13 protein-coding genes and 1 pseudogene are annotated in these 12,507 nt (G+C 61.5%); 3 read left to right on the top strand and 11 right to left on the bottom strand.

Annotated features, from left to right (window positions below; genetic code table 11):
* Positions 1 to 21: 21 nt before the first annotated feature.
* A complete protein-coding gene (locus tag MN188_RS09510) occupies positions 22 to 1,359 on the bottom strand; it encodes an MFS transporter (RefSeq protein ID WP_242108515.1) in 1,338 nt (445 codons plus the stop codon).
* Positions 1,360 to 1,706: 347 nt separating this feature from the next.
* On the opposite strand from MN188_RS09510, the gene MN188_RS09515 reads away from it, so the two are divergent.
* Complete coding sequence (locus tag MN188_RS09515) at positions 1,707 to 2,405, top strand: cyclic nucleotide-binding domain-containing protein (protein ID WP_242108517.1); 699 nt, start codon at positions 1,707 to 1,709, stop codon at positions 2,403 to 2,405.
* 26 nt (positions 2,406 to 2,431) lie between these two features.
* Here the strand turns inward: MN188_RS09515 and MN188_RS09520 are convergent, their stop codons facing one another.
* Positions 2,432 to 3,412, bottom strand: a complete 981-nt coding sequence (locus tag MN188_RS09520) for an NAD(P)-dependent alcohol dehydrogenase (protein WP_242108519.1) — start codon at positions 3,410 to 3,412, stop codon at positions 2,432 to 2,434.
* Positions 3,413 to 3,516: 104 nt separating this feature from the next.
* Here MN188_RS09520 and MN188_RS09525 point away from each other — a divergent pair, with 104 nt between their 5' ends.
* Positions 3,517 to 4,398: a LysR family transcriptional regulator gene (locus MN188_RS09525; RefSeq protein ID WP_242108522.1), complete on the top strand. Its 882-nt coding sequence runs from the start codon at positions 3,517 to 3,519 to the stop codon at positions 4,396 to 4,398.
* 23 nt (positions 4,399 to 4,421) lie between these two features.
* Here the strand turns inward: MN188_RS09525 and MN188_RS09530 are convergent, their stop codons facing one another.
* The 7 genes and pseudogenes from MN188_RS09530 to MN188_RS09560 form a co-directional block, all read right to left on the bottom strand.
* Entirely contained in the window at positions 4,422 to 6,041 is a 1,620-nt protein-coding gene (locus MN188_RS09530) for a GMC family oxidoreductase (protein WP_242108524.1), read from the bottom strand.
* A gap of 186 nt (positions 6,042 to 6,227) precedes the next feature.
* On the bottom strand, positions 6,228 to 6,533 hold the full coding sequence (locus MN188_RS09535) for a M24 family metallopeptidase (RefSeq protein WP_242108535.1): 306 nt from the start codon (positions 6,531 to 6,533) through the stop codon (positions 6,228 to 6,230).
* A 69-nt stretch (positions 6,534 to 6,602) separates the two neighbouring features.
* Positions 6,603 to 6,779, bottom strand: coding sequence for a hypothetical protein (locus tag MN188_RS09540; protein WP_242108955.1), 177 nt, complete (start codon positions 6,777 to 6,779; stop codon positions 6,603 to 6,605).
* 62 nt (positions 6,780 to 6,841) lie between these two features.
* A pseudogene (locus tag MN188_RS09545) lies at positions 6,842 to 6,907 on the bottom strand (hypothetical protein); the annotation flags it as partial.
* 28 nt (positions 6,908 to 6,935) lie between these two features.
* Positions 6,936 to 7,706: a maleate cis-trans isomerase family protein gene (locus MN188_RS09550; protein WP_242108551.1), complete on the bottom strand. Its 771-nt coding sequence runs from the start codon at positions 7,704 to 7,706 to the stop codon at positions 6,936 to 6,938.
* A gap of 6 nt (positions 7,707 to 7,712) precedes the next feature.
* Positions 7,713 to 8,906, bottom strand: coding sequence for a diaminopropionate ammonia-lyase (locus MN188_RS09555; protein WP_242108553.1), 1,194 nt, complete (start codon positions 8,904 to 8,906; stop codon positions 7,713 to 7,715).
* Positions 8,899 to 10,044 (bottom strand): amidohydrolase, encoded by a 1,146-nt coding sequence (locus tag MN188_RS09560; protein WP_242108555.1) that lies wholly within the window; start codon positions 10,042 to 10,044, stop codon positions 8,899 to 8,901. Before MN188_RS09560 ends, MN188_RS09555 begins: the two co-directional genes overlap by 8 nt.
* Before the next feature lie 130 nt (positions 10,045 to 10,174).
* On the opposite strand from MN188_RS09560, the gene MN188_RS09565 reads away from it, so the two are divergent.
* Entirely contained in the window at positions 10,175 to 10,624 is a 450-nt protein-coding gene (locus MN188_RS09565; protein ID WP_242108562.1) for an Lrp/AsnC family transcriptional regulator, read from the top strand.
* Here MN188_RS09565 and aguB read toward each other — a convergent pair.
* Both aguB and MN188_RS09575 read right to left on the bottom strand, forming a co-directional pair.
* A complete protein-coding gene (gene aguB / locus MN188_RS09570; RefSeq protein WP_242108564.1) occupies positions 10,621 to 11,502 on the bottom strand; it encodes an N-carbamoylputrescine amidase in 882 nt (293 codons plus the stop codon). The two genes, MN188_RS09565 and aguB, sit on opposite strands and share 4 nt — an antisense overlap.
* A gap of 2 nt (positions 11,503 to 11,504) precedes the next feature.
* A complete protein-coding gene (locus tag MN188_RS09575; RefSeq protein ID WP_242108566.1) occupies positions 11,505 to 12,500 on the bottom strand; it encodes an agmatine deiminase family protein in 996 nt (331 codons plus the stop codon).
* Positions 12,501 to 12,507: the final 7 nt, after the last annotated feature.

Below are 12,507 nucleotides of genomic sequence, written 5' to 3' on the forward strand. Positions count from 1 at the left end.
TCAGCGGCCCGCCATTTTTGTTCAGAGTTTCTGGTTGTGCGTTTTGTTGTAGTCGGAGATGATTTCCTGCGACCGCACCAGGGCGGCGTTGGCTTCATCAGCCCGATGCTGCAGCGTGCCCATGTGGGCCGCTTCGAACAGCGCCTTCTCTTCCTGTTCCTTCTCGGGCGAGAAGCGGATGAACAGAGCCAGGAAGGCGACACAGGTCACGATCATGCCGATGGTCAGGAAAACCTGATCCCAGGGCATTTCACCCTTGAACAGGAAGCCTGCAGCAACCGCACCGGCGTTGCCGCCCGCACCAACCACACCGGCAACTGCGCCCAACGCCTTCTTGTTGACGAAGGGCACCACCGAGTAGGTCGCGCCTTCGGACATCTGCGTGAACAGCGAGAAGACGATCAGCGTCGGGATCGCAAGGATCAGGATCGGCATCTGGCTGAACAGCATCAGCGCCAGGCCTTCGCCCAGAAGCGCGATGAACAGCCAGGTTGTGCGGCCACGCAGGCCCCACAGGGCGGCGAAGTTATCACCGAAGATGCCGCCCAGGGTCCGGGCAAAGATGTTCATCAGGCCAAACAATGCCGCGATCAGACCTGCGGTCACCAGCGTGATGCCTTCGAAGTAGTCGAAGAAATACAGCGCCGCGACGTTGTTCACCGTCAGCTCGATCCCGAAGCAGGCACCGTAGATGATGAACATCAGCCAGACGCGATAATCCTTCATCGCGTTGAAATAGGCGCCGGTGACTTTGTCCTTCTGCGGCAGTTTGTTCTGCGCGCGCAGCTCCTTGTAGTTCCCGTCAGGCGCGTCCTGCGTCAGGAAGTAATAGGCGATACCGATCAGGAAGGTGACCATGCCCACAACCACCATCGAGGCGCGCCATGCGGCCGCGTCGGTGAAATTGAAGCCGACTACGAAGCCGGTGAAGATCAGCGGCATCGCCATCTGCGTGACACCGCCACCCAGGTTGCCCCAGCCGGCCGAGGTCGCGTTGGCCGTGCCCACCACGTTCGGCGCGAACATCACCGAGGTGTGGTATTGCGTGATCACGAACGACGCACCGATCACGCCGATCATCAGGCGGAACAACAGGAAGGTCGTGAAGTCATTCGCAAGGCCGATCCCGGCCACCGGGATCGACCCGACGATGAGAAGACCGGTGTAAGCGAGCCGCGGCCCGATCCGGTCACACAGCCAGCCGATGAAGAACCGTGCAAACACGGTCACGGCCACCGAGGCGATGATGGTCCAACCGACCTGGCTTTTCGTCAGCCCCAGCTCTTCGCGCACAACGATCATCATCGGCGCGATGCCGAACCAGGCGAAGAAACAGGCGAAGAAAGCGAACCACGTCATGTGGAAGGTTCGGATCTGAACCATTCTCACGTTGAAAAAGTTGCGCCAAAGGCTTGTTGCCTTGTTTTCTAGTTCCATTTCGCTTTCTCCAAGTGGCGAGCAAGGCAGACCTCAACGCGAGGGCGCGTGCTCGAATTGCTGTCTAAAAGCGGGGGAAAACGGTGGAACTCGTTTGACCTAGATCAATTTTCGGAAAAACCACGACGAAATAAACGGGCAGGCACAGAATTCAGGTTGCGACACTCTGACACATCAAGCGGGACCTTCGCAGCCCTCAACTGAAGCATTGACATTTATCAATCGTGTCTGCTAATTCCATCAATCACCTTAAACGCTCGATTGTCGCTATGCTCGAATCTCACTACTCAGATATCCGCTCGCTAGAGGTCTTCGCCGCCATGGACGACGATCAATTCGAAGCGTTGATGCGCGGATCCTACGTGCAGAATTTCCCGCCGCAGATCGAGCTGATCAGCGAGGGCGAGCCCAGCGATTTCCTGCATATCGTGCTGTCCGGGTCGGTCGATCTGTTTTCAAGCTGGAATGGGCGTGAAACCAGCATGGCGACGATCCACCCGATTTCAACCTTCATTCTGGCCGCAACGATCAAGGACGCGCCCTATCTCATGTCCGCCCGCACGCTTGAGAAAAGCAGGGTCGTTCTGATCCCGAGCCAGGACGTGCGGGCCATCTTTATGCGAGACGCCGAATTCGCGCGCGCCATCGTCGGGGAGTTGGCGCAATGCTATCGCACTGCGATCAAATCGACGAAGGACCTGAGGCTGCGCACTTCGCTTGAGCGGTTGGCGAATTACATTCTGCGCCAACAAAAGCGCGCGGGGGGCAGTGCGAAAATCGAACTGCTGACTGAGAAACGCCGCCTTGCGTCCTATCTCGGGATGACCCCGGAAAACCTTAGCCGCGCCTTCAAGGGGCTGGTGCCTTACGGCGTCACCGTGAACGGTAACCGGATTCACATCACCGACCAGGAAGACCTTGAGCGTTTTGCCAAACCCAGCCCACTGATCGACGATTACCGGACCTGATCACCTGACGCGTCAACCGGTCAGGTTTACACCAACACCACATTTCCCGTCTTGCGCCCGGTTTCCACATAGCGATGCGCCTCGACCAGTTGGTTATGTGCAAAAGTCCGGTCCATGACCGGGGCAAACGTGCCGGCAGCGACCAAGTCGATCAAATCGCCCAGCATCGGGCGCAACACGTCGGGCTTCAGCATACCCGTGGCCGAAAACCGCGCCTTGCGTGTTCCGAACAAGGACGTGCGCAGCATGGCACACAACAGATCAAGGCTGAGTACCGGGCAGACATAGCGGCCCGATGTGGTCAACGCCGACTTCGACTGGTCAAACGAACTGACGCCAAGCGTGTCAAATACCACGTCATAACGCGTGTTTTCCCGCCTGAAATCCTCTTGCGTATAGTCGATGACACGGCTGGCCCCCAAAGAGCTGACCAAAGCGGTGTTGCGCGCGCTGCACGTGCCCGTGACCTCAGCCCCCATCGCGCAGGCAAGCTGCACGGCAGCACTGCCAAGACTGCCCGACGCGCCAAGGATAAGAATCTTTTCTCCAGCTCGCAGCCCGGCGACTTCGCGCAGGAAATTGAGAGACGTGAGCGCCCCATCACACATCACCGCAGCCTCCTCTGGCGACAGGCCATCGGGTGCGCGCATCAAAACACCGGTTTCCTCCATGCAGATATGGCTGGAATTTGCACCGAAATTCAGACCGGCCTCTCCAAATATCCGATCCCCGATTGCAAACCGTGACACGCCCGGGCCGGTTGCGATGACTTCGCCCGACAGGCAGGTTCCGATCAGGTCCTTGCGCGGTCGACGAAACCCCAAAAACGGCCGGGCCCAGCGCGGAACACCCGCGCGCATCATCCCATCTGCGCGAGTCACGGCCGAAGCCTGAATGCGGATCAGTACCTGGCCTGGACCAGGGGTTGGAAGCGGTCGGGTGACGGGGACAAGCTGGTCGGGGCCGCCATATCGGCGAACGCTCCAGGCAGAGAGTGCGGTATTCATTTTCTTTCCTTTAAATTGACTTGACGCACATGTCCTAGCGGGTAGTAAATGATACGACTACTCACTCAATCACCCCACAGCGGTTAATAAATGAACCACCTATGATGGATTGGAAATCCCTTCCCGCCTTTCTGGCGGTTGCTCGACAAGGGTCGCTGCGCGCAGCGGGCGAGCAATTGGGCACAACCCATGCCACCCTGCGTCGCCAAATCGAAGCGTTGGAAACGCGCCTTGGGGTTCAGTTGTTTCGGCGCGGAACCGCAGGACTGCAATTGACAGCCGCAGGTCGCACTCTGTTGCCACAGGCGCTTGAGGCCGAAGACGCGTTGCTGAAGGGGTTCAATGCGGTGCAGGGGCTAGATCGAGAAGCCTCAGGACGTATCCGCCTGTCCGCCGACCCGATGACCGCACACTTCCTTCTGGCTCCGGTGCTGGCAGAGTTTTCAGCACTCTACCCGGAAATCGATATCGAGCTTCAGCTCTCCTTCGGGATCGACTCGATCGAAAACCTGGAAACCGACGTGTCGGTGCGCCATATGGCCGAAGTCGACGAAGACGTGGTCGGTCGCAAACTATTCCCCCTGTCCATCGGGATCTATGCCGCGCGCGACTATCTTGATCGCGCCTTGCCGTCGGCCGGGCCGAAGGGGCAGGGATTACAGTGGATCGGATACGGATCTGAACCGGAGTTGTTGTCCTATATCAGCGAGTCTCCGTTTCCCGAAGCCCGTGTGCGCCACAGCATTCAGGACCCGGAAATGCACCTGCATCTGGCACGGGCCGGGGCGGGTCTGACCGTGCTAGCGGCCTGGGTCCAAGTCAGGTTCCCCGAGCTGCAGCAGGTGCCGGGCACGGCTTTGGACAACCGACGGTCCACCTGGGTTCTGCTGCACCACGATCTGCGCCGGGTCCGCCGGGTGCGGCTGTTTGTTGACTATCTGTGTGCTGCTCTGATGGAACGGAGAGCAGATTTCATCGGGGGTTAGAAAGGGCGGCACGAAAACAAACTTCACTCCGCGTATTCCGCCTTGATCATGTCTGCGCATTTCTCACCGATCATGATCGTCGGCGCGTTGGTGTTGCCTGAAATCAGAAGTGGCATGATCGACGCGTCCGCGACGCGAAGCCCCTTCAGCCCATGCACCTTCAGATCGGGACTGACGACGGCCATGTCATCGTGCCCCATCTTGCAGGTGCCGACCGGGTGATAAACGGTGTCAGCCCGGGTGCGGATCTGCGCCTCCCACTCAGCGTCGGTCATGTTGTCATGCACCCCGAACAATTCCTTGCGCTTGTACTTCGCTAGCGATGGCGCTTCGAGCACCGAACGCGTGATTTTGGCGCCCTTGATGAGCGCCTTAAGGTCGCGTTCATCTGACAGGAATTTTGGATCAATCCCCGGTGCAGCCATCGGGTCCGCGCTTTGCAGGAAAACCTGACCCCGCGAATGGGGACGCAAGATGCAGACGTGACAAGAATAGCCGTGACCATAGTGCAGCTTTCGCGCATGATCATCGACCACCGCGATCACGAAATGGGTTTGCAGATCGGGACGGTCCACCGACGGATCGCTTTTGAAAAAGCTACCCGATTCCGTTATTGTCGAGGCAAACATTGAATTGCCGTCTTTGCGCCATTTGAAGAACTCGGGAAGCAGCTTCAAACCGGCCCGAAGGCCGATCCCGAAATTGTCGCGGTCCTTCGTCTTGTAGCCCAGGACGAAATCCAGGTGATCTTGCAAATTCTGCCCGACACCGGCCAGGTCGTGCACCATGTCGATGCCCAACGGACCAAGGTCCTGCGACCGGCCAACCCCCGACAGCATCAAAAGCTGTGGCGACTGGAACGCTCCGCCGCACAGGATCACCTCTTTGCTGGCGCGCACTTCCCTGTTCTGCTTGCCTTGGCGATAGAGGACGCCGACCGCGCGTTTTCCGTCGAACAGAACCTTGGTGGCATGCGCACGCGTGATCACGGTCAGGTTGGCGCGCGCGCCCATGACCGGGTGCAGATAGGCGGCAGCGGCCGAGCACCGCTCACCGTTCTTATCGGGCGAATGGAACAGGGTGCTTTGCCACATCCCGGCGCCTTCGTTGTCGCCAGTGTTAAAATCCGTGGTGCTGCGGATCTGCATTTGGGTGCTGGCGTCGATGAAATCCTTCGAAATGGGGCGCGGGGCCTTCTGGTCGGACACCTGCAAGGGACCAGTATCCCCATGCGCCGCATCCGCCCCGCGCGAATTGTTCTCGGCCTTCTTGAAATAGGGCAGGACATCGTCCCAGCCCCAACCTTCATTCCCCAATTCGGCCCAGCCGTCGAAGTCTTCGCGCTGGCCGCGAATATACACCATCGCATTGATCGCGCTGGAGCCGCCCAGAGCCTTGCCGCGTGGTTGGTAACCTCTACGCCCGTTCAGCCCGGGCTGTGGCACTGTATGAAACGCCCAGTTGTTGATCTTCGGTCGTCCCGGCAGCATCGCGACCACGGCCATCGGCGTGCGCACCAGCGCCCCCGCGCCTTTGCCGCCCGCCTCCAGAAGGCAGACCGTCACGTTCGGGTCTTCACTCAGGCGCGAAGCGATCGTGGCACCCGCCGAGCCCCCGCCGACAATCACGAAATCAAAGCTCATCCTGTTTCCTCACACCAAGCCCGGGTGCTGGCCCGGCCAAATACGGCACTGCACGGCTCCTCCCGAATCGCAACGTTTCCACCAAAGCAGGTTTTCCGGAGATTTATCCAAAATCTTTGATCAGATTGGGTGGGCCTCAACCTCCCCACCTGAAAAAGGCAGCGTGACGGTGACCCCGGAGTGGCGCTACACGATGATCTGTTCCAGTGCTTTCGGGTGATCGGTCAGCGGCTCATGACCGTCCTCTGAGATGATGAAACTGTCCCCCACCTGCGCGCGGAAACTGTCCACCGAAACCGATCCGTCAAACGCCAGAACCATGCCCGGTTGCAGGGTCGTGGTATCACCGGTCACAAGCTGCGGCGCCTCCAGAAAGCTGAACCCGGTCGCGCGGCCATAGCGGAACGGGTATTCATAGCCCGCGCTCTGGATCACCTCGGCAAAAGCCGCGTGCACACTTTCAGCCGTTACCACCGGACGTAACGCCTGCAACGCAGCCGCCTGGCTAGCCAGCGCGACCTCGTAAACCGGCTCCTGGCTGCGATCCGCAATCTCTCCGATCTAGAAAGTCCGGTCGAAGCCAAGCTTGAAACGGTGAAAATTCGTCATGCCGCAGAAACACAGGAACACGGGTTCGCCCCGGCGCGTGACGCGCATCGCGGCCAGGATCGGCGAGGCGCTGACCAGATGTTCGGCGCCTGCCAGCTCCTCGACACAGGCGCGCACCACAGGCGGCATATGGTCGGGCGCCCGAACTCCATGTGCAGGTAGTCGTAATACCCCGTCAGGTAATGAACGTTGTCCTCATCGGTAATAAACGCGACGTCGAACCCGGACGCGGCCAGACGATTGCGGAACCTGTGCATGCGATCTTCGGACGCGGCCCCAACTCTTTCAGTTCTGTTCGAACAATTGACCGAATTGCGGCAAAGAGGCCTCAACCCCGGCCAGCCGCAGCATGTGCCAGGCCAGAGCCTGGTTCGAGGAGATCACCGGCACGCCGATACGCGCCTCGATCTCGGGAATGATGCGCAGACAGCGCAGGTTGGTGCAGGAAATGACGACTGCATCACAGGGCGCGGCCCCCGCGACCTGTTGCGCGGCTTCGCTGATCGCGGCCTCGGTGATCCGGGCGACGACCCGGTCGTTGCCCTCCTCGAACGACCCGAACCCTGCGATGGCAAACCCAGCGTCCTCCAACCGGCCGCGCATCCGCGCCGACACGTTGGCGACATAGGGCGTGACAAAGCCCAGCCGGGCGGCCCCCAGGCTGCGTCCGGCGGCAATGATCGCGGCCAGCGGGTCGGTGACGCGCGCGCGCGGAAACACACTCTGGATCGCCTGTGCCACCTTGTGCGACCCGATCACGGACGAGGCCGAGGTGCAGCCATAGCCGATCACGTCGAACTCCAGCCACGGCGGCAAAAGCTTGGCCGCGGCGGGCAGGTCCGCCTCCATCTGCGCCAGTGTGTCGGGGCGAACCTCGGCCACCATCGGGATGCGCGAATGGTACAGCGCAACGCCCTCAAGGTCCGTCATTCGGGCAAATTCCGGCTCCAGCGTTTCGTCCGTTTCCAAGACGATCACCCCCAGCGTGGCGCGCGTGCCGATCCCGTCATCGGTGTCAAACGGCAGCTTCATCGCGGCACCAACGCCATAGAACATCCCCGCTCAGACATGGTTGGCCCCGGCCATGATCGCGGCAAAGATATCCGGGTCGGTCACGCCCTCGGACCCGATCAACAGCACGCGCGACCCTGCATCCAACCCCAGAGTGGCCGACAGGTCGTCATGCTGGCGGGCGGCGATCAGCGCGGCCAGACCGGCCACCGCGCTTTCCCCGGCCTTGACCACCGGATCACCGGTTACAGCCTTTGCCAACAGGCGAACCGTGGGCGCGACGATCCCGTCCGGGATGGTCAGGAAGTCCGACGCCTCTTCGCGTAAAATGTCCCAGGCCATTTCCGAAGGTTCACCGCAAGACAGGCCCGCCATGATGGTTTCTTCTACAATCTCGACATTGGTCGGCGCGCCGCGACACGCGCTTTCAAACAGGCAGGCGGCCAAGTCGGGTTCGACGATCACAACGCGGGGCGATTGGTCGCCGTAGTGCTGGCGCAGGCCAGCGGCCACCGAGGCAGCCAATCCGCCGACCCCGCCTTGCAGGAACACGTGGGTTGGCGCTTGCTCCAGCGCCTCGCAGGCCTCGCGCGTCATCACGCCGTAGCCCGCCATCACGTCGCGCGGCGGGTCCGAGTAGCCCGGCCACGAGGTGTCCGAGACAACGAACCAGCCGTTCGCCTCGGCCTCATCCTTGGCCAGCCGCACGGACGCGTCATAGTCGCCATCGATACGGATCACCTCAGCCCCCAGGTCACGCATCGCGGCAGCGCGGCCTTCGCTGACTTCAGCGTGGATATAGATGCGACAGGGCGCGCCGACCCGCTGGCACCCCCAGGCCAGCGACCGGCCATGATTGCCGTCCGTGGCCGACACCAGCGTGATCTGCGCGCACGCGTCGCGGTGGAGCCCATTGCGGATATCCTCAAGCTGCACGGGCTGGCCCAACCGGTCGGACACTTCGCGCTGCAACACGCGCAGCGCGGCATAAGACCCGCCCAGCGCCTTGAAACTGCCCAGCCCGAAGCGGGGCCCTTCGTGCTTGTAGTCGATCCGTGCGACGCCGATCTGTCCCGCCAGCCCCCCCAGGGCGACAAGCGGCGTGGGGGCATAGCCGTCCCAAGCGGTGATCTCATCAAACGCAGTGGCGAAGTCCTGGGGCGACAGAACGCGCTGCGCCGCGTCGCCGTCACAGCGCGTCGCCGCCACATGCTGCACCCGGGCCTTGGTGAATACGTCAAACATGGTCGTCCTTTCGAAGCGGCAGGCGGTCTTTCACCAGCTGCACCCACAGCTCGGCCCCAATGGGAAGCAGAGCATCGTTAAAATCATAGTCTGCGGCATGAAGCGGCTGACCCTGCGGCCCGTCCTCTCCGTTGCCCAGCAGAAAAAAACACCCCGGCACTGCGGCGGTGAAAAGGGAAAAATCCTCGGAGAAGCTCATCGGCGGGCGGTCGCGAATGACCTCGCACCCTGCCGCATCAGCGGCGCGATAGACCGCTTCGGTCGGGCCCGGCGCATTGATGGTCTCAACGAATTCGGTGTTGAAGCTGACCTCGACCGTGACCCCATGCGCGGCGGCGACTCCCTCCGCAATCTGGCGCATGAAGCGAGCGATCGCCTGGCGATCTTCGGGCAGCCGCGCCCGCACGTCACCCTTCAGCGTGGCACACCCGGGCAACACATTGCGCTGACCATCGGTCAGGAACTCGGTCACCGACACGACCGCGCCAGCGCCGGGCGCCAGTTTGCGCGCAACGATGGTTTGCAACGCCTGCACCATTTCCGCCCCCACGGTGATCGCGTCCACGCCCACCTGCGGCATCGACGCATGCCCCCCCTGCCCCTGAATGTGGATTTCAAACAGGCTTTCGCTGCTGCAGATCATGCCTGTGCGGGTCGACACCTGACCGACCGGCGCGCCGGGCAGGTTGTGGATGGCAAAGACCTCTTCGACCGGAAAACGGTCCAGCACGCCTTCGTCGATCATCGCCTGTGCGCCCCGCCCGTTTTCCTCGCTCGGCTGGAACAGCAGGACCACGGTGCCGACGAACCCCTGTTCGGCCACCAACCGCTCAGCCGCGCCCAGCAACATGGTCATGTGCCCGTCATGGCCACAGGCATGCATCACGCCAGGATTTTGCGACGGGTAATCGTGGTCCGAGGCCTCAGAAATCGGCAGCGCATCCATGTCCGCCCTGAGCCCGATCGCCCGGTTGCCCTGACCGCAAGACAGCACGCCAACGACGCCAATGCCTTCATGCACCTCGATGCCAAGGCCGCGCAGGTGGGCGGCGATCCGGGCCTTGGTCTGCACCTCATCAAACCCCAGCTCGGGGTCGCGATGGAAAGTTCTGCGAAGCTCTGTCAATCGATCCTGCACCCATTCACCCCGTTCAGCCAGAAAGACAATGCCGAGTGTAGAACGAGCAGGCGGCGCTGATGCGTAAATAATTCCCGCGCGAGGCATGAAATTCATTGCGAAGGGCCGAGTTTGCGACGAATTTCATCACATGGATGACAAAGACCTCAAGATCCTTCGCCTGGTGCAGGACAACGCCCGCCTGACCGCCGACGCCATCAGCCAGGATGTTGGCCTGTCACCCCCGGCCGTGCAGAAACGCCTCAAACGGCTGCGCGAGGCCGGGGTGATCGAACGGGAAACCGCAGTGCTGTCCCCCGCCCGGCTGGGGCGTGACATGACCATCGTGGTTGAGGTCATTCTGGAGCGCGAGAACCGCGCCCACCTGGAGGCGTTCAAGCGTAAGATGCGCGCCGCACCCTGTGTGCAGCAATGTTACTACACCACCGGAGAGGCGGATTTCCTGCTGATCCTTCTGGTGCGCGACATCAAGGAATACGAGGCGTTCACCCAGCAGCATTTCTTTGACGAATCCAACATCAGCCGGTTCAAGACCGCCGTTGTGATGGACCGGGTGAAAGTGTCGCTGGACGTGCTTTAGCCCACGCCGCCATCATAGGTCGTGATTGCGCCGTAAAGATCGGGGCGACGGTCGCGAAACACACCCCAATAGCGGCGCGTTTCGGCGATCTCGTCCAGATCGAAAGTCGCAGTGATCACTGCGCCGTCCGCCTGGTCGCATTCCGCCACTTTCTGCCCGAACGGGTCTGCGATGAACGAGCCGCCCAGAAACTCCAGTTTCAGGCTGTCATCTTCGGTCGCGACCTCGGTGCCGACCCGGTTACTGGCCACCACGGGCACCAGATTGGCCCCGGCGTGGCCCTGCATCACGACCTGCCAATGCGGGATGCAATTGGCGTCGGGTCGGCTCGGCTCGGTGCCGATCGCGGTCGGGTAAAGCAGGATCTCGGCGCCTTGCAGCACCAGGCAACGCGCCGCTTCCGGGAACCACTGATCCCAGCAGATGCCACAGCCGATCCGACCAAAAGCGGTGTCCCAGACGACAAACCCAGTGTCCCCGGGTGAAAAGAACTGCTTTTCCTGATAAGCCACGTCGTTCGGGATATGCGCCTTGCGATAGGTGCCCAGCACGCTGCCATCCGCATCGATCATGTTCAGGGAATTGAAATAACTCTGCCCCGCGCGCTCAAAGAAGGAAATCGGCAGGACCACGCCCAGCTCTTTCGCCAGCTTGGCGAAGTGGCGCGTCGCCCGGTTATCGCCCGCTGATGTCGCCAGGTCGAAATGCTTATGCGCCTGCTCGATGCAGAAATAAGGGGTTTCGAATAATTCCTGGATCAGGATGACATTCGCACCCTGACCGGCGGCCTCGCGCACCAAAACCTCGGCCCGCGCGATATTGGCGTCGATATCCCAGCCACAGCCCATCTGGGTCGCGGCAAGTGTCACGTTTCGCATGGTCAGACGATCCCCTTGGGCTGTTGTTGCGTGATGCAGTGGATGTTGCCCCCTGCGGCCGCAATGGTCGGCGTGGTCACACCGACAACCTGTCGGTCGGGAAACAGGGCATCCAGCACCACAAGGGCGGCGGCGTCGCTGTCGGCAAAGCCGTATTGCGGCACGATCACGCCACCGTTGACGATATAGAAATTCAGATAAGACAGCATGATGCGTGTGCCGTCCGGCCTTCGCGTCACCGGCGGGCCGACGATCTGATGCACGGTAAGGGCGCGACCATCCGCGTCGGTTTCCCCTTCAAGATACGCCCTTTGGCGCTCAAGGTGCGCATAATCCGGGTCGTTCGGATCGCCGCTGACCTGCACCACCACCTGGCCCGGCGCGGTGAAGGCCGCGACCACGTCGACATGGCCGTTGGTGCTGTCGCCCTCCATCGACCGCTCCAGCCACAGGATCCTGCGCGCGCCGATCTGGGCGTGCAGTTCGGCCTCGAATTCGGCCATGTCCGGCCCACCGTTGCGGGTGCGGTGCGCGAAACACTGGCGGGTCATCAGAACGGTGCCGGCGTCGTCGATATTCATCGCGCCACCTTCGAACACCATACCGCTGGCAAAGCGCGGCAGATTTTCAGCGCCCAAAATCCGTGCAGCGATGGCACCATCCTTGTCCGCCGGAAAGAGCCCGCCCCAACCGTTGAACGTCCAGTCTATGCCTGCCACCGCCCCACCGGGGCCGTTGACGAAGGTCGGGCCGCTGTCACGTAGCCAACTGTCGTCGATCGGCAGCTCAAGCAGGGTCACGTTGTCATGATCCCGCAGCGCCTCCACGCCTTCGCTTTCGTCCGGGTCATACACCACCGTGATCGGCTCAAAACCCGCGATGGCGTGGACCACGGCGGCGGTCTCAACGCGCGCTTGCTCCAACGTGTCGCCAAAGGTCAGGTGCGACATCGGCCAGGCGATCCAGGTCTTGTCATGCGGCAACCATTCGGCACGCATGCGAAAT

The sequence above is a fragment of the Aliiroseovarius subalbicans genome (assembly GCF_022678625.1).
GTDB classification, from domain to species: Bacteria; Pseudomonadota; Alphaproteobacteria; order Rhodobacterales; family Rhodobacteraceae; genus Aliiroseovarius_A; species Aliiroseovarius_A subalbicans.